A 23216-nucleotide genomic window follows, 5' to 3' on the forward strand; every position below is an offset into this window, starting at 1 on the left:
TAAGTGCTTTTTAAAAGTAGGGATATTTTTTTTGAACTACCCCAACAATCGTACGACATCCTTGGCAAAATAACTTGCAACTATATTGGCCCCCGCCCTTTTTAAGGCAATAAGTTGTTCCATCATTACCGTATCATGGTCCAACCAACCTTTTTCAGCAGCTGCTTTGAGCATCGCATATTCTCCTGAAACCTGATAGACAGCAACGGGTACATCCACTTCGTTTTTAATCTCTCGAACAATGTCCAAATAGGGAAGTCCAGGTTTGACCATTACAATATCGGCACCCTCATCTACATCCATTTGGGTTTCCCTAATGGCTTCAAACCGGTTGGCTGGGTCCATTTGATAGGTTTTTTTGTCCTTGGGTACATTTTCAATATCGACAGGTGCAGAATCCAGAGCATCCCTGAACGGTCCGTAAAAAGCACTGGCATATTTGGCTGAATAACTCATTATCCCCGTATTCTGAAAGCCCTCTTCTTCCAAAGCCTCGCGGATGGTAAGGATTCTCCCATCCATCATATCGCTGGGAGCGACAAAATCTGCACCAGCTTGTGCATGGGAAACACTCATTTCGGCCAAAACCTCACTGGTTTCGTCATTCAAAATCTCTCCTGCTGCAACTATTCCGTCATGTCCATAAGAAGAATACGGGTCCAACGCCACATCTGTCATAACCAACATATCAGGGCACGCGTCTTTTACTGTTTTAATGGCTCGTTGCATTAATCCCTCGGGATTCAACGCCTCGGTTCCTTGATTATCCTTCAAACCATCAGGAACTTTTACAAAAAGTAGAACAGCGCATAATCCCATTTGCCATAAATCCTTAACTTCAGTATGAAGCAAATCCAGGCTCATCCTGTGATAGTTGGGCATGGATGGAATTTCTTCTTTAATCCCTTTTCCTTCCACCACAAATAAGGGCACTAAAAAATCATCTGGGGTAATTATTGTTTCACGAACCAACCTGCGAACGGATTCGTTTTGACGGAGTCTTCTATTTCTGATTAATGGATACATAGGTTATAATTCTATTTCGCCAACCAAATAAGGTACGGCTCGTCCTGATATTTTTACTCGGTTTCCCAAATCTTCGCACTTCAAATCACCTCCGCGATGAGAAAGCTGCTTTGCGGAAAGTATCTCTTTTCCCAACTTCTTTGACCAATACGGAGTCATTGTGGTATGGGCCGAACCTGTGACTGGATCTTCAGGGATACCACACTTTGGGGCGAAAAAACGAGAAACAAAATCCACTTCGTCTCCGGGAGCCGTGGCAATTACACCTCTGCAGTCTATTTGATCTAAAAGGAAATAATTTGGATTTAAGCTTTCAATTTCCTTCTGCGAACCATAAACCAACATGTAATCCGTTTTTCCTTTGAAAGTTTCTAGAGGAGATTGACCAATAGCTTGATTGATAGCACTAACCGATTCTATTTTCGCAATTTCATCCGTGGGAAAATCAAGTGAAATAAGGCCACTACCAGCATTAGTAACTATCAGTTCGCCACTTCTTGGCGAGTAAAACCGAATGGTATTTTCTTGATGATCATAGTAATTGAACAAAACGTAAGCCGTGGCAAGAGTAGCATGTCCGCATAGGTCCACTTCGGTTTCTGGAGTAAACCAACGGAGGGTGTAGCTGCCATTTTCAAGAACTGTGAAAGCGGTTTCGGCCAAATTGTTTTCTTCGGCAATACTCTGCATTATATCATCGGGCAACCATTCATCCATAACACAAACAGCAGCAGGATTACCCTTGAATAAATCGGATGCAAAAGCATCTATTTGATAGATTTTTTGTTTCATATCGTGTTATTTACAAAACTACAGATTAAACCCATTCTTTTGGTTCCTGCAAAACCTGAATCAATTTTTCTTCTTCGCTTCCTTTTTCAGGATGATGATCATAACGCCATTGCACGTGTGGGGGCAAACTCATAAGGATGCTTTCTATTCTTCCATTGGTTTTTAAACCGAATAAAGTGCCTTTATCATGAACCAAATTAAATTCCACATAACGACCTCTTCGTATTTCCTGCCAATCCCTATGTCTTTCTTTATGACCCATACTTTTTCTACGTTCAACAATAGGTACATAAGCTTCCAAAAAGCTATCTCCAACTTCCATGACAAACCTATACCAATCCTCTATGGTCTTTTCTTCCGATGCTTTGCAATAATCAAAAAATAGACCACCAACCCCTCTGGCTTCATTTCTATGACTGTTCCAGAAGTATTCGTCACACTTTTTTTTGTAGGCTGGATAAAACTCTGAATCATGTGCGTCGCATGCACGTTTACAGATTGTATGAAAATGTCTGGCATCTTCATCAAAAAGATAATAGGGAGTCAAATCTTGTCCACCACCAAACCACTGGTCCACAATAACACCTGTTATGTCATACATCTCAAAATATCGCCAATTGGCGTGAACCGTAGGAACCATAGGACTCTTTGGATGGATAACCAGACTGAGTCCACAAGCGAAAAAATCCACATCATCCACACCAAAATACTGTTGCATGCTTTTGGGCAGTGGTCCGTGAACCGCTGAAATGTTCACACCGCCTTTTTCAAATACATCACCATTTTCAATAACTCGAGTCCTTCCACCGCCACCTTCAGGTCGTTTCCAAATATCTTCTTGGAAAGTGGCCTTGCCATCAACTTTTTCCAATTTGGATGTTATGCCATCTTGAAGGTTCTGAATGTATTTGTAAAACTGGTCTTTCATTTTGTATCGATTATGTGTACTAAACTCATTTGACTCGGGTCAATCTCTTTTTCAGATTTGACAAGCTTTGAATCTTTTGTCATGTCAATAAGGATGGCAACTATTTTTTCCTGCGAAGCAGAGGCATGATTTAAAAATAGATGGCGTCCTATCGAGTTGTTGTGTAAATCCATTGCTCGGGCCAAAGGGCTGTTTACAAACGCTTCCTCATGCCAATCCGTGGCTTTTTTTGCCCAACTATTCAATTTGTCCTTATTGGAACTCCAACGCAAACAAAAACGGGCAATCAAAATATTCCAGAGCGCATGTCTAAAAGCGTTGGCAGGGCCATTTTCATAGTGGGCCTTTCCAAAATACTCAGTTGACAATTTCAAACACTTTTTTGTTGCGGAAATCGTAGGGATAACAAAAAGAGGATGCGTAACGGCAAGAATAAAAACTCGCCAGATATTTTTGGCACCTACATTTCGTAAAGCCCTAGCTATGTTCACTCCTGATATTCCTTTACAGTTTCAATAAAGGCTTGAGCGTTTTCCAAGGGAATATTGGGTAAAATTCCGTGACCTAAATTCACTATGTACTTGTCCTTGCCAAACTCATTGATCATTTGGTGAACCATTCTTTTGATTGTCTCAGGTGGAGATAGTAAACGGGCAGGGTCAAAATTTCCCTGTAGGGTGATGTTCCCCCCCGTTAGATAGCGAGCATTCATTGGAGAACATGTCCAATCCACTCCCACTGCAGAAGCGCCAGAGTTGGCCATTTCCTTGAGGGCAAACCAGCATCCTTTTCCAAAAACGATTACAGGGGCATCTTCTTTTAAGGCATCAACAATTTGCTGAATATATTTCCATGAGAATTCTTGATAATCCACAGGGGACAACATTCCACCCCAAGAGTCAAATACTTGTACCGCATTTACCCCTGCTTTCACTTTGGCCTTTAAATATGCAATGGTTGTATCTGTTATCTTTTGGAGTAATGCGTGAGCGGCTTCGGGTTGGGTAAAACAAAATCCTCGAGCTTTATCGAAGCTTTTGCTTCCTTGTCCTTCAACGCAATAACAAAGAATGGTCCAAGGAGACCCTGCAAAACCAATTAAAGGAATTTCATCTTCCAATTTTTCTTTAGTCATTTTAATGGCATCCAACACATAACCCAAAGCAGATTCTACCTCAGGAACTATAACGCTATCCAAATCAGAACCCTTTCTGATGGGATTAGGTAGATAAGGACCAAAGTTGGGTTTCATTTGAACCTCAATGTTCATAGCCTGTGGGATCACCAGAATATCACTGAAAAGAATCGCGGCGTCCATTCCATAACGGCGAATGGGCTGCACGGTAATTTCCGAAGCCAATTCGGGAGTTTGACAACGTGTGAAAAAATCGTACTTCTCCTTTAATTCCATAAATTCCGGCAGGTATCTTCCTGCTTGCCGCATCATCCATACAGGAGGTCTGTCCACAGTTTCTCCCTTAAGGGCCCTTAGAAATAAATCGTTTTTTATCATTTTCTTTTAAAGTGTTTAACGACCTGCACCAATACATTTTCCACCGTAGGCTTATTGGCTATGATAATATTGTCACTGTACTTTTTTGCTTCTTGAGCGGTAGTTTCTCCAATACAGAAAAGAGGGGTTTTTGGCAAGCTATTTAATCTTAAAAAGCTTTTTATGCCACTTGGGCTATAAAAAAGATAGCCGTCAAAATTTGTGTTGAAATTCTTTTCTTTCAATAAGGTGTTGTATCCTTGAATTTCTTGATACTGAACGTTATATTTTGAAAGTAGGTCTGGAATATCATTTCGCCTTAAATTTCCAGAAATAAAAATAAACCGATTGGTCTTATATTTTGAAATTATTAAACTTCCTAATAATGAAGCGCTTAAAGTCATTTCTGCAACTAAAAATCCTGAATCTTCAAGAAATCGTTTGGTTTTCTCTCCAACACAATAAAAACGAAATACATTCTTAGGTTGGTTATTGGTGTTAGCGTTGAATGCTTTCAAAAACGACTTTGCTCCGTTCTTGCTTGTAACGATAACATGGGTGGAATAATTTGGAATTTCAAAATCCAGCAATGAAATATTTAGGGCATCATATTCCACAAATCCAATTCCTGAATTTAGTAGTAATTCCTTTTGTGGGAGAGTCAATATTCTAGTGGATAGCACTGTTTTCATCTCTAATGGCCTGCATTAAGGCATCTCCACCTTTATTTAAAATATCCTTTGCGCAATTTTTCCCAAAATCTTCGATGTCATCTAGGGATATCGACTTTTCTATTTCGAGTTTTTGTTTACCATCCAAAGAAAAAAGAACCCCTTTAAAGGCCAAAGTACTATCTTGAATTTGAGCCAAAGCACCTATAGGTGCGGTACAGCCACCTTCGAGTGTGCGCAAAAACTCCCGTTCTACTTTAGTTTCCATCTCGGAAGGAGCATGATTGATTTGGGACAGGATTTGTCGGCAATGGGTGTCTTTTTCCAAAGTCACAACTACCATGGCGCCTTGCGCTGGAGCAGGAATCATCCAATCGAGAATTACGGCATCTTTTGGCATTAATTTGATACGCTCCAAACCCGCTTGTGCGAAGATAGCACCTTGCCAATCGTTTTCAATAAGTTTCAATAAACGGGTGTTTACATTACCTCGTAAATCAACCACATTATGGTTCGGGTATTTATGGAGCCATTGCGCTTTTCTTCGTAAACTCCCCGTAGCGATGGTAAAGCTATTCTCGTGGTTTTCTAAAAAATCGGCTCCTTTATGTACCAAAATATCATGAGCAACCGCACGCTCTAGAACGGCACTTTGCACGATGCCTTTAGGCAATTGCGTAGGTACATCTTTCATGGAATGGACCGCTATGTCAATCTGACCCTTTAAAAGAGCAACGTCTAAAGTTTTGGTAAAAATTCCCGTAATCCCCAATTCATAAAGCGGCTTATCCAAAACTTGATCACCGGTTGAGGTAATGGGTACCAAGATAGTGTCATGGCCAAGAGCCTCTAGTTTGGCTTGTACAGTTTTTGCCTGCCAAAGGGCCAATTCGCTTTCGCGAGTACCAATTCTTATGATTTTACCCATTCAGAATCAATTTCTAATTGAAATATTTCTTGGATTAGGGCTAAGCTGTTCTCTGGGTCGGACTCTGATTTTCGCAGATGATTGGCAAATTGTTTGGTGATTTTTTGAATAATGCGATCAGAGATGATTTCAGCCTGATTTTGATCAAAATCGTTCAATTTTTTGGAATGAAAATCAATTTCCTCTGCCTTCATGACCTTTAGTTTCTCTTTTAAGGCATTGATGACAGGAGCAAATTTGCGAGATTCCAACCATTTTAGAAAATCACTTTTGACGTGGGAAATGATTTCCTCCGCATGGGGGATAAACTCTTTTCTTCTTTCCAAAGTCTCGTCCGTTACTTGGGATAACTGGTCCAAATGAACCAAGGATACATTTTCCAAGTCAAGAACATCATCCGAAACATTTTTAGGAACGGATAAGTCCAAAATGAGCAAAGGTTTCTTTGGGTGAATCAAGGCCTTTGACACTGTTGGTAATTGTGCTCCTGTGGCAACCACCAAAACATCCGCTTTTCTGATTTCAGGTTGGAGCTCAGCATAATCCTTAACAGTCAATTTAAATTTGCCCGCTACAGCCTCCGCCTTTTGACGTGTTCTATTGATTAAGGTGATATGGGAATTTTCAGAATGCTTTATAAGATTCTCGCAGGTATTCCTTCCAATTTTGCCGGTTCCAAAAAGGAGAATGTTCTTTTCAGAGATATTTGGAACGTTGTCCAAGATGTATCTGACCGATGCAAATGCCACCGAGGTGGCTCCGGAAGAAAGCTCGGTTTCGTTTTTAATGCGTTTGCTGGCTTGAATCACCGAATTGCACAACCTTTCCAAAAAAGGATTGGTCATATCATGTTTTTTGGCTCTGTAGAATCCTTGTTTAATCTGACTTATGATTTCGAAATCACCCAAAATCTGACTGTCCAACCCAGTGCCTACCTTAAAAAGATGACTTATGGCGTTGTGATTCTTGTAGATATATGCGACTTCCTGAAATTCTTCTACAGTGCCCTGGGTTTGGTCACAAAGAATTTTGATAAGTTGATAAGGATGTTGGGCAAAGCCGAAGAGTTCTGTACGGTTACAGGTAGAAATTGCCAATAATCCATCGGTTCCTTGTGCCTTGGCATTTTTCATTATCTCATCTATGGCTGGAACATCCAAGCTGAATTTACCACGGGTGTGGGCATCCGCTTTTTTGTAGCTTAACCCTATGGCGTAGAAAGAGCTATGTTTGGAAACGTGATAATTTCTCATACCTGAGTAAAACTCGCCACAAAAATATATGGTGTATATTTGAAAAAATAACGCTGAAAGAACTAATAATAACAGTTCCTGTTCAATTCATTCCTTTTTCCGCTGAAAATTTTGGAAGTATAATAATTAAGGGCTTTTTAAAGAATTATTGAATTAATTTAGAGTGATTCTAAATAGATTTTCAAAGTAAAAATACTATATCGTTAAAATGAAAAATGTCGCTAAAGGTACCTATGAGGAAATCTTGATTGAAGATGGATTTTATGTCCTGAAAATTCAAAATGAGACCGAAGATAAAGCCTTGGTGGAAAGGGAGATAGACAGTTCTTTCATCCAATTTCATTTTTGTTTGAAAGGGAGTTCCCAGTTTTTGTTCAATCAAGGAAATTATCACTTGGAAGTGAATGAAGAAAACTCATTGTTGCTCTACAATACCCAAAAGGATTTACCCTTAAACTTGATAATGCAGCCAAATTCGTGGTTATTATCCGTGGTTATGACCATTCGAAAGTTTCATTCCCTTTTTTCCAGTGAAGCCGGATACATTCCTTTTCTCAGCGATGAATTTGCTGAAAAGAAATATTACTCCCAAGAAGTGGTCTCGCCAGCGATAGCCGTTGTATTGAGCCAGTTGATGAGCTACAACCTCCATCCTTTCATGAAAGAACTTTATGTAAAGGGAAAAGTGTATGAGCTTATTTCGCTATACTTCAATAAAGCTCAAGATGCAGATTTGGAACAGTGTCCTTTTTTGGCCGATGAAGATAATGTTCGACGTATAAAAATGGCGAAGGAAATCATCATAGCGCGCATGTCGGAACCTCCAACACTGGCAGAACTTTCGGAAGAAATTGGATTAAGCTTGAAAAAACTCAAAGAAGGTTTCAAACAGATTTATGGAGACTCTGTTTTTGGTTTTCTGTTCGATTATAAAATGGATTACGCCAGGAAAATGTTGGAAACGGGCAAGCATAATGTAAACGAAGTGGGATTAAAGGTGGGCTATAGCACGGCGAGTCATTTCATTGCTTCCTTTAAAAAGAAGTATGGAACCACGCCTAAAAAATATTTATCTTCATCAGTCTAAACCTAATTCTGATGAAACAGGCTTCCATTTTTTTTGCATTTCTTTTTGTTCTTTCTCTTTTTGTAACTGCTCAAAACAATCCAGAGAATGATGGGGATCAAGGTATAAAAACACCAGATTTTGTGCTTGCTTTTACAAAAACCACCGGATATCGGCATAAATCTATCGAAAAGGGGGTCCATACATTACGGCAGTTGGGAAGGAAAAACAATTTCATCGTTCTTCAAACGGAGACTTCGGAAGATTTTAACGCACAAAACTTAAAAAATTACAAACTGGTTGTTTTTTTGAGCACTACCCAAGATGTCTTGAACAATCAACAACAAAGGGTATTTGAAAACTATATCAAATCAGGAGGTAGTTTCTTGGGAATTCATGCAGCTGCCGACACGGAATACGATTGGGCGTGGTATGGCAAATTGGTCGGGGGTTATTTTGAAAGTCATCCTAACGACCCCAATGTACGTAGTGCGAAGATTGATGTACTTTCCAAAGAACACGCTTCAACCGCACATTTAGATGATTCTTGGAGCAGAAACGATGAATGGTACAATTACAAAAACATTAATCCTAATATTTCTGTGCTGCTAAACTTGGATGAGACCAGCTATGAAGGGGGAACTAATGGTGAAAATCATCCTATAGCCTGGTACCATGAATTTGATGGAGGAAGGGCCTACTATACGGGAGGTGGCCATACGGAAGAATCCTTTGATGAACCTGATTTTAGACAACACCTATTGGGCGCTATTTTATGGTGTTTGGGAAGAGAGTAGGGTAGGTCTTGCTACAATTATTCCGGTATTGCTTTTTATTTTTTTGAGATAGTCCACCAAGGGTTCTTTGGTAATGGTAACGCTTCCTGAAGTTGAAGCGTGAAGTAAATGGACTCTACCATCAACTCGAATGGCGAATCCGGTATGGGTCACATCCAAACCCTTAATGGAAGTTGCCAAGGCAATGATATCGCCATCTTGGATATGTGCTTCTTGGGCTTCAATTTGATTTTGAGGCAAAATGCATAGCGATTCTTTTGCCAAGTCCGATTCAACTTTAAGTATATTTTCATAATTGGTGTCATCAGCCAGAAAAGGGTAAAGATTCCTGTGTGTACCCATAAAATTGATGGGTTTTTGAATGATTTCACCTCCAAGTTCAGGAGTGATGTCTTCTACCAGACCAATAGATTCGTTATTTCTTATCCAATCCGTAAAGTAGTGCAAACGAGAGGAGTACCCATTCATTTCTCCATTTCTATACCGAACGGTTTCTAATTTTTTTGCAAAATCTAGAAACAAATGCTTATCTCCTTTAATTTGAAGACCAAAAGCCAAAACATTTTCCACAAAAGTGGTGCAATCCAATCCTCTCAAATTAATGACCAAGGTTTCCTTTGTTCCAACTTCCAAAGTTTTTTCCACATAAGGAGTACCCAAAAAGGATTTCCCAATGGCCACTATGCTGTCGCCAAGAGATGAGGTTCGGATATGCTTTATCTGATTCAACTTCTTTTCAAAAAGGATGGAATCTTCAGTGGCACATGTAATTTGGCCCATCAATGGGTTTAAAAAGAGACCGGACAAAAGAAGGAAAAAACAAAAACGGACCATATTCAAGTTGCAATGAAAGCTAAATTAAAGTTATCTATGGAATTATAAGGAAACTAATTCACCCTTTCCCATACATTTTGAGCTTCAAGCCCTATTTTTGCGGGACAATACAAAAATTGATTTTCTTGCTATGAAAGGTGTATTATTGGTCAATTTGGGATCACCGGATAGTCCCACTCCAAAGGATGTTAAACCCTATTTGGATGAATTTCTGATGGACGAACGGGTTATTGATGTTCCCAAACTATTTAGAAATCTGCTAGTAAGGGGCATAATTCTTCAAACAAGACCAAAAAAGTCAGCAGAAGCCTACTCCAAGATATGGTGGGATGAGGGTTCTCCACTTATCGTAATTTCTGAACGATTTACTGAAAAAGTTCGTAAACATACCAAAATGCCTGTCGCCTTGGGCATGCGTTATGGCTCAATGAGTATCAAAAATGCATTGCAAGAGTTAAAGGATAAAGGAGTGGATGAGGTATTGCTGGTGCCGCTTTATCCGCACTACGCCATGTCTTCTTATGAGACAGTGGTTGTAAAAGCTATGGAAGTGCAGCAAACATTTTTTCCTGAAATGCACTTGACCACGCTTCCCGCATTTTATAAAAACTCAGATTACATCAAAGTGTTGAGCGAAAGTATTGCTGAAGGATTGAAGGATTTTGAATATGACCATATTCTGTTTTCCTATCACGGTATCCCAGAAAGACATATCCGGAAATCTGACCCAACAAAATTCCATTGTAAAATAGATGGAAATTGTTGTAAGGTAAATTCAGTGGCGCACCATACCTGTTACAGACACCAGTGTTATGATACTACGGAGTTGGTAAAAGAACATCTGGATTTACCTGAAGATAAAGTCAGTTCTTCGTTTCAATCCCGCTTGGCGGGTGATCCGTGGTTGAAACCATACACCGATTTTGAGTTTGAACGTCTGGCTAAAGAAGGCAAAAAAAGACTTGCGGTCATTACTCCGGCATTTGTAAGTGACTGCCTGGAAACTCTAGAAGAAATTGCCATGGAAGGCAAAGAGCAGTTTGAAGAAGCTGGAGGGGAACACTACATACACATACCATGTTTGAACGATAGTGATGCTTGGGTATCCCTTATGGCCCAGTGGGTCAACGAATGGGAGGCCAAGAAAACGTTGCCCGTTTAGATGGCAAAAGTCTCATCAGAACAACTAGGAACAGAACCGATTGGAAGATTGCTTATTAAGCAGGCCGTTCCTGCTTCCATAGGTATCTTGGTCATGTCCTTAAACGTTCTGGTGGACTCCATTTTTGTCGGGAATTGGATAGGTTCCATTGCCATTGCGGCCATTAACGTAGTACTCCCTGTTTCCTTTTTTATTGCCGCTTTAGGTATGGCAATCGGCATTGGAGGTTCAAGTATTATTTCCCGCGCTTTGGGTTCTGGCGATAAGGGAAAAGCACTTCAGACTTTTGGAAATCAAATTACCCTAACCTTGATGGTAACTATTTCCATGGTCGTTCTTGGGTTGTGTTTTGTCAATGAGCTGATTCCAGCATTCGGAGGCAAGGGTAGCATTTTTGAACCCGCAAAAATCTATTATACCATTGTGCTTTACGGAGTACCTTTTCTTGCACTCTGTATGATGGGCAATACCGTAATTCGAGCGGAAGGAAAACCCAAGTTTGCCATGATAGCGATGATAATCCCTTCTGTCGGTAATTTGCTCATGGACTACATTTTCATCTATATATTTGATTGGGGAATGCACGGAGCCGCTTGGGCCACAACCACGGGTTATTTGCTTTGTTTTGCATACATATTCTACTTCTTTCTTTCTAAAAATTCAGAACTTAAAATTGGACTTTCACATTTTGTGTTAAAGAGTAATATTTTAAGGGAGATTGGATCTTTGGGATTTGTTACTTTGGCACGACAGGCGGTCACCAGTATCATTTATTTGTTGTTGAACAACATCCTTTTCAATTTGGGAGGCGAAGCACTGGTTGCGATTTACGGCATTATAGGAAGAATGCTGATGTTTGCTTTATTCCCAGTTTTTGGTGTAACCCAAGGGTTTCTTCCCATTGCTGGATTTAATTACGGGGCTGCTCAATATGATCGGGTTAAAGAATCTATCTATACAGCAATAAAATATGCCGCGTTGGTTGCAAGTATAGTGTTCGTTGGGCTTATGGTTTTTCCAGAGTTTTTAACGAATCTCTTTTTAAGTGATAGATTAGATTTGCCCGAGGAAGAAATTCGTACCAACGCATTTGTCATGCGACATGCACCAACTGCTATGCGTTTGGTATTTGCCGCCACTCCGATCATAGCGCTCCAACTGATTGGGGCAGCCTATTTTCAGGCAGTGGGCAAAGCGGTGCCCGCTTTACTGCTGACACTCACACGCCAAGGCTTCTTTTTCATTCCTTTGATTCTCTTACTACCTAATTTTTTAGGAGAACTTGGAGTTTGGTTTTCCTTTCCAATTGCAGATGTTTTGTCGACCATAGTAACCGGATTATATCTGCGAAATGAAATTAAAACCAATTTGGAAATTAACTAACCTCATTCTTTACTCGGGCATCAGGGTAGCTGCTTTGCTGATAATTTTCCATTGACCTTCCAATTTTTTCAGCAGAAAAATATCTATGAAATGCATTCCTCTAGCAGGAATCCTAATCTCAGCTTTGGCCATGGCAATGTTATTGGATTTGTCGATGGTCAAAATCTTTCCTTCTCTACCATTGAATTTTCCTTTTTCCCTTCTTTTGAATAAATCGGCATACTCCTTTGGGGACAGCACCCATAATTCTTGGTCTTTTTTGGACAAGAACAGCTCAGCTTCTTCATAAAAGGCAGACTCTATCTGTTCGGTATTGTTGTATGAAGAACCATCCAAATAGTCTTGAAGTGTTTTTCGTATGCTTTCTTCTTCAGACTGGGCATGTAAAGAGAGAGACATTGCTGAAAGGATAAAGATTAAAACTCTTGTTTTCATAATTTAGAGTTTATATTGTTTTTTGATTTCGATTATTTTTCCGTTGTCTTCGTCCGTAAGGATATACAATTTGCCGTCTGGACTCTGTCTTGCCTTTCTAATACGAACCCTATCATCCAAAAAAAGCTCTTCTGCACTTTTTATAGTTTCGTTATCAATTTGAAACCGCCATAAACTTCCTCTTGAAAGCCCAGGGACAATTAGATTGTTTTTCCACTGTGGGAATTCGGTTCCAGTGTAAAAAGTTAGTCCGGTAGGAGCTACAGTATGCTGCCAAAACCAAACAGGTGGGGTGAAATCTACACCTTCAAGTTTTGGAGGGGTATAATCCGAACTTCTTAATTTTCCAGAAGTCACATTGGGCCAACCATAATTGGCGCCAGGGTGAAGAATATTGATTTCATCTCCTTGAATGGTACCATGCTCGCTGAACCAAATTGTGTTGGTATCAGGTTGGACCGTAATTCCTTGAGCGGCCCTAATACCCATGGCATATATGCCAGGAATGGCATTTGGACCCAAATCGGGATTGTCATCTGGAATGCTTCCATCCGGATTGATTCGGTATATTTTTCCTCGTTTATCAGTGACATCCTGTGCAATTGGGAGAGGTGGTTCATCCCGTTCCCAAAACAATCGTTCTCCTATGGTGACATATAATTTATCATCTGCCCCAAAAGTCATGCCTCCGCCGTAGTGATAGTATTCCCTCGTGTATGGAGCAGCTTCAATCAAAGTTTCATGGTTAATCAATGAGTCGTTGTTGAGTTGGGCTCGTACTACTTTAGTCGTGGTTCCAAAATCCTTTTTGGCCGCGTACGATATATATACCCACTTGTTTTTTTTAAAATTTGGGTCTACCAAGACTTCAAATATTCCTGAATTATCTCCAAAATGGATTGCACGGATACTGTCTGTCAAATCACTTGGGAACCCCTTTACGGTTCGTTTTTCTTTTGTTGAAAGATTTACGCTCAAAAGGTTTCCATCCTTTTCTGAGACCAAAGCTTCATTGTTGGAGATGAAAGCGATGCTCCAGGGGTGATTTAGGCTATCCAAAACCACTTCCTTAATGGGATGGAAAGGTTGGAATTCTTCAGCAACCGATTTTTTATGATTTTCGGCGCACCCAATGCAAAGTAGGATAATGGGAAAAATCAATTTGTTCATTTTTGGAAGTTTTCCCCAAATGACCTCAAAACAGTCCAGTTACTCTTTAAAAAACATGATTTTTAAAACGAAAAAGTTCACACTTTTCCGAACTCTCTCCGATATTGGGATGGTGTGCGTTTTGTTTTGGCCTTAAAGGCTAGATTAAACGAAGTGATATTCCCAAAACCACAATCGTAGGCTACTGCAATGATTTTCTCATTTCTGTAATTTGGATCTATCAATAAAGACTTTGCTTTCTCCACTCGATGACTCGCCACAAAGTCGGAGAAATTCTTTTCTTCATTTTCATTGATTGCCTGTGACAATTTTCGAGGAGACACCTTCAAGCGTTCAGAGACACTTTCGAGAGATAGGGAATTGTCCAGATAGATTTCTTCTTCTGAAAACAGCTGTTTTAACGACTCCATTAGGAGTTTGGATGTAGATTTATCCAAGGTCGAAGAATTATATTTTCCCAATTGAAAGGCATGTTTTTGAAGAAAGAGGAAAGAGAAGACATAAATCAGCAAAGAGAAAAATAGAGCACCCCCAATGTAGAAAGAAAATAAACCTGCCAAATGGCCCATATAAAACAACCATATCAAAGCGGTTCCAATGACCAGATTTCTAAACCAATTGCCTAGTTGTTTTCTAATTTCAGTTCGGTTTCCAACAAGCAAACCAAAAGAAAGAAAAACGTAAACCGCCAAATGGGAAAAAACCAAAATGTAAATTACATATGATATTGGGTTTGCATTGTTGGGTATAACTGTTGAAAATGTGACAAAAAGGATGAAAGGCAAAAAATGAAGAACATCTTTTGATAAGAAGTCTTTTTTGGATAAAAGCAAAGCTTTTCCATAAAACCATAAAGAGGGTCCGGTAAGCAATATTCCGGAAAGGCCCAAATTGCGTTGCCAGGGCTCCAAATCCAAATAAACGTTAAGCACAGACTTGCCGATTCTGATAGTGAGTCCTAATATGGCAAGACCCAAAAAAAGATTGGCTCTTCTACTTCCTTTATTTAATGTGAAAAGGTAAAACGAAAGGAACAAGGCTTGTACAATTCCCAAGCAACTTAAAGCCAATATTACCATATCCTTGCTCATACATCAAAAATAGGAAGAAGAGGACAAATGGAAATCTATGTCATTTTAAGTTGTTACTTTTAACAAAAGACCTTTAACTAATGAAATTTTCACATTGGAGTTTTGGCATTTTTTTATTGATTTCAATAGGATGTACTGAGAAAAAGCAAATGGAAGAAACCTATTCTTTGTTCGTGGGCACCTATACAAATGGTGAGAGTGAAGGAATCTACAAATTGGATTTTAACCCCAGTTCTGGAAGTTTGGATAGTATTCAACTCATGGCCAAATTACCTAATCCTTCTTTTTTGACCTTCTCGTCTGATAAGCAATACCTCTATGCAGTTCAGGAAACCGCAGATTTTGACAGTTTAGGTGGAGGTGTGACTTCCTTCGTTTTGGAAAATGGACAATTGAAAGCACTTAATAGTAAAGGTACAGGCGGAGCCCATCCATGTCACGTGGCCTTTTCCAAAATGAACCAAATAGCGGTGTCCAATTACACAGGCGGTAATTTTGCGGTTTTCGATGTAGAATCAGATGGAAGTCTGGGTAAAAGACAACTCATTGACCATAAGGTTTTGGACACCACAAAAGCTTCACATGTGCATAAGGCCCATTTTAATGAAGATGGACTATTTACCTCCGATTTGGGGTTGGATGGAATTAAAAGATATTACGAAAAGGACAACATATGGGAATCCGGGCATCAAGCATCCATTGACCTTCCCGAAGGGGCGGGGCCAAGACACTTTGTATTTAATACCGATAGGTCTTTTCTGTATGTCATCAATGAGTTGAACGCTACGATTACTGTTTTCCAACGGGACGATGAAGGCAGTTTCAATCCGATTCAAACGGAAGATACTTTAGCTCCTGACTGGGAAGGGGGCAAGTCATGCGCCGATATTCATTTATCTCCAGATGGAAGATTTCTATATGGGTCAAATCGTGGAGAGAATACCATAGTTATTTTTTCTATTGATGATAGCACCGGAAAAATTACTTTGGTAGGGCGTGAATCCGTTCGTGGGGATTGGCCCCGTAATTTTACAATTGACCCCAGTGGAAACTTTTTGTTGGTAGCCAATGAGCGAAGTAACAATATTACCGTTTTTGAACGCAACACGGAGAAAGGTACACTAAGGTTTTTGAATGAAACCAAACTGTCAAGCCCAGTCTGCCTAGAGTTTATGAACGATTAATTTATAGTTCTTCAATTTTGAAGGGTCTATAATCATATTGGTTTGTTGATTTAGCATGTCCATTTGTGAGTCGGAAAGAAAATAGATTTTGTCCTCAACCAAGTCAAAAGTGGTAGGGATATCCGTAGGGTTTTCAAAATCCATTAATTTTTCATGTGTGATTATCTCCGTTTTTTCGTCGTTCAGGTAATATTGATAAATACCATTCTCACTTATATCCCTTCTTGAGTTTACAATGGCAATCAAGCTGTTTTTGTAAAATTTCATCCCGTCAATTCCCTTGTGATTATTAGGTTCGTTGATCAATGTTTGACTGGCAATATCCAAAATGCGAATTCCGCTCGTATAGGTGGCAAAGTAGAGATATCTGTTATCGTTTGAGATGGTTATTCCATTGGTATGCTTTATTGCCTCATTGGAGTAAAAAACCTCTAGGCTATTTTTGGATTCATTGATGGTATAGATGTTTTCCGATTCTGAATCAGAAATGAAAACCTTCCCATTGTGGTCAATGGCAATATCATTTAGATAGATGAATTTAGAATTGTTCAACGTATAGGATTTGATAAGGTCACCTGAAATGATGTCCAATAAAATAAGAATGGATTTATTGTTCTCTTTTGTAAGGGTATTGCCCAATGCGTAGAGTATATCTCTCTTAATCGTCATTCCAAATCCGGATAAATAACCGTGTTCATTGGATTGAATAAAACTAGTAGCATTCTCACCATCAAGATTGCTTTGTACAATTTTATTGTGTTTAAGACTGTTTATAAAAAGTTTTCCTGATTTGGAATCCACAGCAATCCCTTCGGGAATGAGGTCTTTTTCAAATGACAGTGTTATTGTTTTTTGATACGGTTGTGCGCTGACCAGACAGGTCATTAGAAGAAAGGTCCATAGAAAAAGCCTCATTCCAAATTAATTCAAATTACATCTATAAAATATAAAGTACCATTGGTCAATTCCTACTAAATAAAGGGACAGGGGTTTCATTTGAATCATCTTTGGCGAACCAGGTCATGATATGCTTTTGAGGCCACCTTCTAATTAGGGTATCTGCCTTTTTATCATACCAAACGGCATCAAAATCCCCTTTGGTAGTGAGTACTACACGCCATTCCTTTTGTAGTAAAGAAACATCTTCATAGCTGGCGTTCAAGCCGTCCCAATCAATTCCTGAAAGCACCTGAGGGTCTAAGTGGGCCATGACCTCTTTTTCACTTAAAACGGCCAACCAAATAGGTTTGGATAAATGCTCTATGGACAAATCTTCGCGTTTTGCACCCCAACCGATTTTTATGTCTGCCCCACCTCGAATGGCAGCCATTAATGCGTCTTTGCTACCTTCCAAAACAGCACCTTCCTTATCCGTTTTAAGAACGACCTTCCAACTATTGTTGGTTGAAGGATTTGGTGAACATCCAAAAAGCAAAAACAATAGGACAATACTTATTAGTCTTTTCATGACTCGAATTTTTGATGTGAACCTGTACAAGTTACGGAAAGACTTAGTTAGAAAAAGCAACAAGTTCGATTCTTTTCTTGGGAGACTACCCAAAAAAGAACTCATGTAAAAACCGTCCAGGAGCTAGGGTAAAACCTCCGGCAATACCAATGGCCCCGATATAGAGCAAAACCATCTTTCGCTGATGGGCCTTTATCTTGCCTTTTTTAATGGCAGTATAGGCCGTGGGAACTGTCCACAAGGTTAGAAAACTGAATAAATGTATCCATCCGAAATGGTTTAAGAATCTTCCCCCAACATCAGCAGGCATAAAAAGGGTAAGAATGGCTGTAATTAACATGAGAAACATATATATTTTGCCCAAACTTTTGTGGATAGAAGTCCCTTTTTTACCTAAAAGACCATAGGCTCCAAGAAAAATACAGGGTGCTACGGTAATAAGGTGGGCATACATTAAAGTTTCATAGCCCATGGTTAGCTTTTTGATACTAATATGATTATACCAATAATGACTAGACTAAAAAGAATAGTGAAAAAAATCTTCCAAAAACTGTACGGTCTTGTTCCCGAAATAGAACCATTTTCTCCATTTACAAAAAAATTATACTCTTTGCCATTGTATCGATAGGAACTCACGTAAACGGGAAGTAGAATATGTTTGAAGGTTTCTTCACTAAGCTGCATATTCATATGACTAATTCGCTGTGTGTCTCCACCAATATCTTGTCTACACCATCTTTTGGCAATTTGTTCTGCTTCCCCTTTTGCTGCCAAATGGCCTTGTTTTAATGGAATGGTATATTTTTCTGTAACAAACCCACGAAGAAAACTACTGTTGAAGGGTTGAAGTAATTGTAGATTCCACCTAGCAATTTTTGATGGAACACGACCTTTTCGTTGTTTGGAAGCTTCCACCAAAGTGTCATCTACAAAACCCGAAACCTGACCAGAGGCTGGGTACCACCTAGTTTTTCTAACCCTTTGGGTCACCATTTTACCTTGTGAATTACGCACTCTTTTGGTTTCGTAATAATACTCTCCTCTTTGACCCCTGTATGTAGCGCTTAATTGCGCATCAAAAGTCCAATAAGGTAGATATAGTCCTTTGGTGAACTGTGGGTCCAAAGCAGCTTTTTTAAGGTTATTTGGAGCAAACCATAGCCTTTGCACCCAGCGTTTAAAAATTTGATATGATTTCTGTTGGTCTACCTGAAAAGGGAGCACCGCGCCTGGCAAAATCCACTCTTCTTTATACTGGTCTTCCAAAACCAAGGGCATACTGCAATACACACAATGAAGAGATTTATAGTTTTCTTCAACATGCTGATTGGCACCACAATTTTTACAATGCAACATGCTGATTTCCTCACTATGGCGTTGTGCACCCATTTCACTCAAGTAAGGGTAAAGTTCCAGTTCTTCGAATCCGTTTGGGTCTACTGAAATAGTTTCTTGATGACCACAGTACTCGCAACTAACGTTTGTAGTGCCGGGCTTGTATTTTAATTCGGCACCGCAGTTAATGCAGGACTTTTTGAGCTCAGTTTTTTGAATGGACTCTTCCAAATGAATATGAAAACAATTACTAGTATCTAGTTGCTGGGTAAAGGTGGGGGTGTGCTTCCTCCTAAAAATGATTTCAGTTCCTCTACTTCTTGCAAAGCTGACCAATTAGACATCCCTTGTTTCCAAACCAAACTTTCACGATTAATGGTTCTATTGGCAAAAAGTGCTTTAAGCTGATCAAACGAAACCGGTCCTTGTTGAGTGCCATTTACCGCATAAAAGTATTGAACTTGAACGGGCATTGGTGGAGGAACGGGTGTTTGAGCTTGCTGCATTTGCGGTTGTCCTCCCATTTGTGGACTCATCATTCCTCCCATTTGTTGGGCAAGTACAAATCCCATTCCCATTCCCATTCCTGCACCAGCAGTTCCGCCTTCATTTTTGGCAGCGGCCTCAATTGCTTTGGCAGTTTTGAATTTTGTCAACTTATCTAAATCCAACTTATCTATTCTACTGTATTCAAAGATTTCTTTCTTTAAATCTTCAGGCATGGACACATTTTCGATGTAGAATTTCTCCAATGAGATACCCACACTTTCGAACTCGGGGGCCATTACCTCCCTGCAGGTATCCGAAAGTTCAGACGTGTTGGCTGCATACAGTTCTATGGGCAAATTAGCCTCACCTACAGTATCGGTAAAACGAGTAGCAATCAAACTCTTTAAATGCTCATTGATTTCATAATTGGTAAAATTGCTATCTGTACCAACGATGTCCACAATAAACTTTCCAGCATCTGAAATTCGAAAAGCATAGGTTCCAAAAGCTCTTATCTCCACCAATCCAAATCGTTCATCACTTAAGGTAATTGGACTTTTTGTTCCCCATTTCTCATCGGTGAACAGGTGTGTGTTCACAAAATACACTTCGGCCTTGAAAGGAGAATTGAATCCATATTTCCAACCCTTGAGAGTTGCTAAAATGGGTAAGTTCTGTGTGGTTAGGTCATAAGTTCCTGGTTCAAAAACATCAGCAAGTTGCCCTTCATTCACAAAGACTGCCGTTTGTCCTTCGCGGACAATAAGCTTAGCTCCGTTTTTAATTTCATTTTGATATCGTTCAAAGCGATGTGCAATGGTATCATCCGTGTAGTCAAGCCACTCAACAATATCGATAAACTCATTACTGAGCTTCTCCTTAATTTTTCCAAAAATATCCATGGTTATGTGTTTTCGAGTTTTGATTAAAGCTAGTAAAAAAGTATGTAGCCTTTTCTAAATTTGTTTAAAATAGAGACAAGTTGTTACATTTTACAATTATAAAATTCCATGAAGGAAATATTATGCATGTTATTTGGAATTTTACTCTTAGGGGTGAGCAGCTGTAAGCCTGAAAAATCTGAAACGGCAGCGCAAGCAAAACCTGAAGAAGAGAAAATTGAAATCATTGAATTGACCTTGGACCAAGCTAATACTTTGGCAACATTACCTATTGCTTGTGTAACCCAAGAATATCCTAATAAATTGGGTCACGTTTTGGGGAGTGAAGAGGATTTAGGGACACCAAAAAAACACCATCCTGCCTTTTATGGTTGTTTTGATTGGCATTCTGCAGTACATGGGCATTGGTCAATGGTTAGATTGCTCAAATCTTTTCCCAATTTGAAGGAGGCGGAAAGAATCAGAAATATTCTTTCTGAGAATCTGTCACAAGAAAACATAGCTATTGAAGTTGCCTATTTTGATAATGTGCATAATAGAAACTATGAGCGCACTTATGGATGGGCTTGGCTTCTCAAACTTGCCGAAGAACTGCATAGTTTTGATGACCCATTAGCAAGGGAATTGGAAAAAAATTTACTGCCCTTAACCGAGCTGATAACTCGAAAATTTATGGACTATTTACCTAAGTTGCAATATCCGGTGCGAGTGGGGACACATACCAATACTGCTTTCGGACTTGCATTTGCTTGGGATTACGCAGAAGCTTTACAAAATCAGGGACTAAAAGAAGCGATTCTTAATCGGTCTTTGGCATTTTATAAAGGAGATGCGGGATGTCCTCTGAGTTGGGAGCCAAGCGGTGCAGATTTTTTATCTCCATGTTTCGAAGAATTGGATTTAATGCGAAGGATTTTAAGTAAAGAAGATTTTTTAAGTTGGATGGACAGTTTTATGCCTGTTTTGAAGCAGGGAGACTTTAGTTTATCCGAAGCGGTTGTTGGAGACCGTGAGGATGGTCAGCTTGTTCATTTAGATGGGTTGAATTTCAGTAGGGCATGGGTGTTATATGGTTTGGCGAAGCAATATCCTCAAGAGTTTGGCCATCTCTTGCCATTGGCACATAAGCATTTTGCGTATTCTTTTCCAAACTTAATAGGGGACGACTATGAAGGAGGTCATTGGTTAGGTTCCTTTGCCATTTATGCCCTGGGCGAACGTTGATGATTTTTGTAACAGTTTGAATTTGGTTAGGTAATTTTAGGGTCTATGGATAGAAATGTATTAGGGTCTGAACTAAAGGCCTGTTGTTTTGAACCAAAAACAGGATATTATCGTGACGGTTTTTGCAAGACAGGGGCAGAGGATATAGGGACACACGTGGTTTGCGCAATAATGACCAATGAATTCTTGGAGTTCACACGAAGTAGGGGCAATGATTTGATAACCCCTATTCCCTATTATCAATTTCCTGGTATAAAGGCTGGTGACAAATGGTGTCTTTGCGTTTCGCGTTGGAAGGAAGCGTATTTGGAAGGTTTGGCGCCATCGGTTATACTGGAAGCAACACATGAAAAAACTTTGGATTACGTCACCTTCGAGGAACTACTGGAGCATAAGTATTTGGAAGAATGAGAACCTAGTTAGGATTTACACGGTATGTAATTTTCCTATTTGTAATTACAGTTGACCTTACATTTAGTGTAACATCACCCTCATCACAAAGAACGCTGTTATCTACAAATTCCATACTACATAGGGATGGAGAAGAAGAGCCTGAACCATCCATGCGTTCACCAATTACAATATCCGAAGCCAAACTGGTGTCCAAAGGAGAGTTTGGTGGGGCTACTGTATATACCGTTGTTGTTCCGTTGGCGGTATAAGATACCTCACCCGTGGTTTCGTCATAGGCAACTGTGTAAGGGTTATTGCCGCCCAAGAAATTGCCGAAGTCCTGTGTAAATGTTTCTGTAAGTCCAGTAGATGAGTTAATAACATCAATTTCCAGACCCATTTCGTTGGGCCGAAAATGATATATGCGAAAGTTGCCCGCAGTCACTATGTCGGCTTGACTTTCTTGATCTTGATATTCAAATGAAACAGCAAAACTGGTGAAATCGAAAATACCGCTCGAATTTGGAACCACAATATCAAAACCCGCAGAGCCACCTGCCCCAGAAGGGAAATGGATGCCGCAACCTATTTGTGCCGCATTTGGATTGACCGATGTAGCATTGGGACCAATGGTGGCATCGGTAATCGTGGGAGTATCAAAATCAAATCTCGAAACGACCACGCTAGGTGTTCCATCGTCACATACCCTATAGGTGAAATTGTCCGTACCTGTAAAACCGGAGTTCGGGATATAGGTAAAACTTCCATCCGAATTCAAGGTCAAGGAGCCGGAAGATGGTCCAACCACAGGATTGGTCTGTACGCTCATAGTAGCATTACCGTTAGCGTCACTGTCATTGGAAAGAACCCCGCTTGAGGCAGCAACTACTAAATTGGTATTGACTCCCAGAATGTAGGAATCGTCAATGGCGATTGGAGCCGATTTTTGCCCAAATATTCCAGTAATGGACAAAGCACAGATTGAAAGTAAAAGATAGAATGGTCTAACCCCTTGATTCAAAGCAACATATTTCTTAAACCTAAAATTATGATGGGATGGCCAAAATGGTAAATATTTGTTGTGATTTTAGGGATTATCGGGGCAAACGAAGGAAAACAAGTGTTGTTTAATGGTTTCTTTAGGTTTTTATCAGTAAAATACTCATTTTGAACCCTACCCAACCTCATGGTTT

The 23216-nt window shown here is 39.7% G+C and carries 25 protein-coding genes; 7 read left to right on the plus strand and 18 right to left on the minus strand.

From position 1 onward, the window contains the following. Nucleotides 1-36: 36 nt before the first annotated feature. From hemB to hemA, 8 genes are read right to left on the minus strand one after another with little or no spacing between them, the layout of a single operon-like run. Nucleotides 37-1026 (minus strand): porphobilinogen synthase, encoded by a 990-nt coding sequence (gene hemB / locus CLV81_RS05190; protein WP_106143977.1) that lies wholly within the window; start codon nucleotides 1024-1026, stop codon nucleotides 37-39. A 3-nt stretch (nucleotides 1027-1029) separates the two neighbouring features. Beyond that, entirely contained in the window at nucleotides 1030-1818 is a 789-nt protein-coding gene (locus tag CLV81_RS05195; protein WP_106143978.1) for a PhzF family phenazine biosynthesis protein, read from the minus strand. Nucleotides 1819-1843: 25 nt separating this feature from the next. Then, on the minus strand, nucleotides 1844-2746 hold the full coding sequence (hemF, locus tag CLV81_RS05200; RefSeq protein WP_106143979.1) for an oxygen-dependent coproporphyrinogen oxidase: 903 nt from the start codon (nucleotides 2744-2746) through the stop codon (nucleotides 1844-1846). Further along, complete coding sequence (locus CLV81_RS05205; protein WP_106143980.1) at nucleotides 2743-3237, minus strand: DUF6973 domain-containing protein; 495 nt, start codon at nucleotides 3235-3237, stop codon at nucleotides 2743-2745. Before CLV81_RS05205 ends, hemF begins: the two co-directional genes overlap by 4 nt. Continuing rightward, nucleotides 3234-4259, minus strand: a complete 1026-nt coding sequence (gene hemE / locus CLV81_RS05210; protein ID WP_106143981.1) for a uroporphyrinogen decarboxylase — start codon at nucleotides 4257-4259, stop codon at nucleotides 3234-3236. Before hemE ends, CLV81_RS05205 begins: the two co-directional genes overlap by 4 nt. Next, nucleotides 4256-4930: a uroporphyrinogen-III synthase gene (locus tag CLV81_RS05215; RefSeq protein WP_106143982.1), complete on the minus strand. Its 675-nt coding sequence runs from the start codon at nucleotides 4928-4930 to the stop codon at nucleotides 4256-4258. The genes hemE and CLV81_RS05215 overlap by 4 nt, the downstream gene beginning before the upstream one ends. After that, complete coding sequence (hemC, locus tag CLV81_RS05220; protein ID WP_106143983.1) at nucleotides 4908-5837, minus strand: hydroxymethylbilane synthase; 930 nt, start codon at nucleotides 5835-5837, stop codon at nucleotides 4908-4910. The genes CLV81_RS05215 and hemC overlap by 23 nt, the downstream gene beginning before the upstream one ends. Next, nucleotides 5822-7090 (minus strand): glutamyl-tRNA reductase, encoded by a 1269-nt coding sequence (gene hemA / locus CLV81_RS05225; protein ID WP_106143984.1) that lies wholly within the window; start codon nucleotides 7088-7090, stop codon nucleotides 5822-5824. The genes hemC and hemA overlap by 16 nt, the downstream gene beginning before the upstream one ends. Nucleotides 7091-7298: 208 nt before the next feature. Here hemA and CLV81_RS05230 point away from each other — a divergent pair, with 208 nt between their 5' ends. Both CLV81_RS05230 and CLV81_RS05235 read left to right on the plus strand, forming a co-directional pair. Further along, a complete protein-coding gene (locus CLV81_RS05230) occupies nucleotides 7299-8177 on the plus strand; it encodes a helix-turn-helix transcriptional regulator (RefSeq protein ID WP_106143985.1) in 879 nt (292 codons plus the stop codon). Between the two features lie 11 nt (nucleotides 8178-8188). After that, nucleotides 8189-8953: a ThuA domain-containing protein gene (locus CLV81_RS05235; protein WP_106143986.1), complete on the plus strand. Its 765-nt coding sequence runs from the start codon at nucleotides 8189-8191 to the stop codon at nucleotides 8951-8953. On the opposite strand, the gene CLV81_RS05240 is transcribed toward CLV81_RS05235, so the two are convergent. Further along, nucleotides 8930-9733, minus strand: coding sequence for an N-acetylmuramoyl-L-alanine amidase-like domain-containing protein (locus CLV81_RS05240; protein WP_245911925.1), 804 nt, complete (start codon nucleotides 9731-9733; stop codon nucleotides 8930-8932). The two genes, CLV81_RS05235 and CLV81_RS05240, sit on opposite strands and share 24 nt — an antisense overlap. 184 nt (nucleotides 9734-9917) lie before the next feature. On the opposite strand from CLV81_RS05240, the gene hemH reads away from it, so the two are divergent. Beyond that, nucleotides 9918-10949 carry a ferrochelatase gene (hemH, locus tag CLV81_RS05245; protein ID WP_106144914.1) on the plus strand — a complete coding sequence of 344 codons (1032 nt, stop codon included), beginning with the start codon at nucleotides 9918-9920 and terminating at the stop codon, nucleotides 10947-10949. Then, the gene (locus CLV81_RS05250; protein WP_106143988.1) at nucleotides 10950-12332 is read left to right on the plus strand and encodes an MATE family efflux transporter; all 1383 of its coding nucleotides are present in this window, start codon (nucleotides 10950-10952) and stop codon (nucleotides 12330-12332) included. It begins immediately after the preceding gene. 9 nt (nucleotides 12333-12341) lie between these two features. Here the strand turns inward: CLV81_RS05250 and CLV81_RS05255 are convergent, their stop codons facing one another. The 3 genes from CLV81_RS05255 to CLV81_RS05265 form a co-directional block, all read right to left on the minus strand. After that, a complete protein-coding gene (locus CLV81_RS05255) occupies nucleotides 12342-12767 on the minus strand; it encodes a nuclear transport factor 2 family protein (protein WP_106143989.1) in 426 nt (141 codons plus the stop codon). Between the two features lie 3 nt (nucleotides 12768-12770). Then, nucleotides 12771-13937, minus strand: a complete 1167-nt coding sequence (locus tag CLV81_RS05260) for a PQQ-dependent sugar dehydrogenase (protein ID WP_106143990.1) — start codon at nucleotides 13935-13937, stop codon at nucleotides 12771-12773. A 77-nt stretch (nucleotides 13938-14014) separates the two neighbouring features. Further along, entirely contained in the window at nucleotides 14015-15028 is a 1014-nt protein-coding gene (locus CLV81_RS05265) for a helix-turn-helix domain-containing protein (RefSeq protein ID WP_106143991.1), read from the minus strand. 80 nt (nucleotides 15029-15108) lie between these two features. Between CLV81_RS05265 and CLV81_RS05270 the strand changes: the two genes are divergently transcribed. Continuing rightward, entirely contained in the window at nucleotides 15109-16212 is a 1104-nt protein-coding gene (locus tag CLV81_RS05270; protein ID WP_106143992.1) for a lactonase family protein, read from the plus strand. On the opposite strand, the gene CLV81_RS05275 is transcribed toward CLV81_RS05270, so the two are convergent. The 5 genes from CLV81_RS05275 to CLV81_RS05295 form a co-directional block, all read right to left on the minus strand. Next, nucleotides 16192-17127, minus strand: a complete 936-nt coding sequence (locus CLV81_RS05275) for an SMP-30/gluconolactonase/LRE family protein (RefSeq protein WP_106143993.1) — start codon at nucleotides 17125-17127, stop codon at nucleotides 16192-16194. The genes CLV81_RS05270 and CLV81_RS05275 overlap by 21 nt on opposite strands. Nucleotides 17128-17173: 46 nt before the next feature. Continuing rightward, nucleotides 17174-17680: a hypothetical protein gene (locus CLV81_RS05280; protein WP_146129828.1), complete on the minus strand. Its 507-nt coding sequence runs from the start codon at nucleotides 17678-17680 to the stop codon at nucleotides 17174-17176. 85 nt (nucleotides 17681-17765) lie between these two features. Next, entirely contained in the window at nucleotides 17766-18152 is a 387-nt protein-coding gene (locus CLV81_RS05285; protein ID WP_106143995.1) for a DUF2306 domain-containing protein, read from the minus strand. A 2-nt stretch (nucleotides 18153-18154) separates the two neighbouring features. Next, complete coding sequence (locus CLV81_RS05290) at nucleotides 18155-19246, minus strand: TFIIB-type zinc ribbon-containing protein (protein ID WP_106143996.1); 1092 nt, start codon at nucleotides 19244-19246, stop codon at nucleotides 18155-18157. A gap of 26 nt (nucleotides 19247-19272) precedes the next feature. Then, complete coding sequence (locus tag CLV81_RS05295) at nucleotides 19273-20406, minus strand: SPFH domain-containing protein (protein WP_106143997.1); 1134 nt, start codon at nucleotides 20404-20406, stop codon at nucleotides 19273-19275. 108 nt (nucleotides 20407-20514) lie between these two features. On the opposite strand from CLV81_RS05295, the gene CLV81_RS05300 reads away from it, so the two are divergent. After that, nucleotides 20515-21630, plus strand: coding sequence for a DUF2891 domain-containing protein (locus tag CLV81_RS05300; RefSeq protein WP_106143998.1), 1116 nt, complete (start codon nucleotides 20515-20517; stop codon nucleotides 21628-21630). Nucleotides 21631-21675: 45 nt separating this feature from the next. Next, a complete protein-coding gene (locus CLV81_RS05305; RefSeq protein ID WP_106143999.1) occupies nucleotides 21676-22041 on the plus strand; it encodes a DUF2237 family protein in 366 nt (121 codons plus the stop codon). Between the two features lie 4 nt (nucleotides 22042-22045). Here CLV81_RS05305 and CLV81_RS05310 read toward each other — a convergent pair whose 3' ends face one another. Next, nucleotides 22046-23044 (minus strand): Ig-like domain-containing protein, encoded by a 999-nt coding sequence (locus tag CLV81_RS05310; RefSeq protein WP_106144000.1) that lies wholly within the window; start codon nucleotides 23042-23044, stop codon nucleotides 22046-22048. Nucleotides 23045-23216: the final 172 nt, after the last annotated feature.

This window comes from Flagellimonas meridianipacifica (assembly GCF_003001695.1).
GTDB classification, from domain to species: Bacteria; Bacteroidota; Bacteroidia; order Flavobacteriales; family Flavobacteriaceae; genus Flagellimonas; species Flagellimonas meridianipacifica.

Coding starts and splice junctions, on each gene's coding strand:
- hemA (WP_106143984.1), bottom strand. CDS start 7,090: ATGAGAAATTATCACGTTTCCAAACATAGCTCTTTCTACGCCATAGGG.
- CLV81_RS05250 (WP_106143988.1), top strand. CDS start 10,950: ATGGCAAAAGTCTCATCAGAACAACTAGGAACAGAACCGATTGGAAGA.
- CLV81_RS05255 (WP_106143989.1), bottom strand. CDS start 12,767: ATGAAAACAAGAGTTTTAATCTTTATCCTTTCAGCAATGTCTCTCTCT.
- CLV81_RS05230 (WP_106143985.1), top strand. CDS start 7,299: ATGAAAAATGTCGCTAAAGGTACCTATGAGGAAATCTTGATTGAAGAT.
- CLV81_RS05235 (WP_106143986.1), top strand. CDS start 8,189: ATGAAACAGGCTTCCATTTTTTTTGCATTTCTTTTTGTTCTTTCTCTT.
- CLV81_RS05305 (WP_106143999.1), top strand. CDS start 21,676: ATGGATAGAAATGTATTAGGGTCTGAACTAAAGGCCTGTTGTTTTGAA.
- CLV81_RS05195 (WP_106143978.1), bottom strand. CDS start 1,818: ATGAAACAAAAAATCTATCAAATAGATGCTTTTGCATCCGATTTATTC.
- hemB (WP_106143977.1), bottom strand. CDS start 1,026: ATGTATCCATTAATCAGAAATAGAAGACTCCGTCAAAACGAATCCGTT.
- CLV81_RS05270 (WP_106143992.1), top strand. CDS start 15,109: ATGAAATTTTCACATTGGAGTTTTGGCATTTTTTTATTGATTTCAATA.
- hemF (WP_106143979.1), bottom strand. CDS start 2,746: ATGAAAGACCAGTTTTACAAATACATTCAGAACCTTCAAGATGGCATA.
- hemE (WP_106143981.1), bottom strand. CDS start 4,259: ATGATAAAAAACGATTTATTTCTAAGGGCCCTTAAGGGAGAAACTGTG.
- CLV81_RS05280 (WP_146129828.1), bottom strand. CDS start 17,680: ATGAAAAGACTAATAAGTATTGTCCTATTGTTTTTGCTTTTTGGATGT.
- CLV81_RS05295 (WP_106143997.1), bottom strand. CDS start 20,406: ATGGATATTTTTGGAAAAATTAAGGAGAAGCTCAGTAATGAGTTTATC.
- CLV81_RS05275 (WP_106143993.1), bottom strand. CDS start 17,127: ATGAGGCTTTTTCTATGGACCTTTCTTCTAATGACCTGTCTGGTCAGC.
- CLV81_RS05240 (WP_245911925.1), bottom strand. CDS start 9,733: ATGGGCCAAATTACATGTGCCACTGAAGATTCCATCCTTTTTGAAAAG.
- CLV81_RS05215 (WP_106143982.1), bottom strand. CDS start 4,930: ATGAAAACAGTGCTATCCACTAGAATATTGACTCTCCCACAAAAGGAA.
- CLV81_RS05300 (WP_106143998.1), top strand. CDS start 20,515: ATGAAGGAAATATTATGCATGTTATTTGGAATTTTACTCTTAGGGGTG.
- CLV81_RS05265 (WP_106143991.1), bottom strand. CDS start 15,028: ATGAGCAAGGATATGGTAATATTGGCTTTAAGTTGCTTGGGAATTGTA.
- CLV81_RS05285 (WP_106143995.1), bottom strand. CDS start 18,152: ATGGGCTATGAAACTTTAATGTATGCCCACCTTATTACCGTAGCACCC.
- CLV81_RS05260 (WP_106143990.1), bottom strand. CDS start 13,937: ATGAACAAATTGATTTTTCCCATTATCCTACTTTGCATTGGGTGCGCC.
- hemC (WP_106143983.1), bottom strand. CDS start 5,837: ATGGGTAAAATCATAAGAATTGGTACTCGCGAAAGCGAATTGGCCCTT.
- hemH (WP_106144914.1), top strand. CDS start 9,918: ATGAAAGGTGTATTATTGGTCAATTTGGGATCACCGGATAGTCCCACT.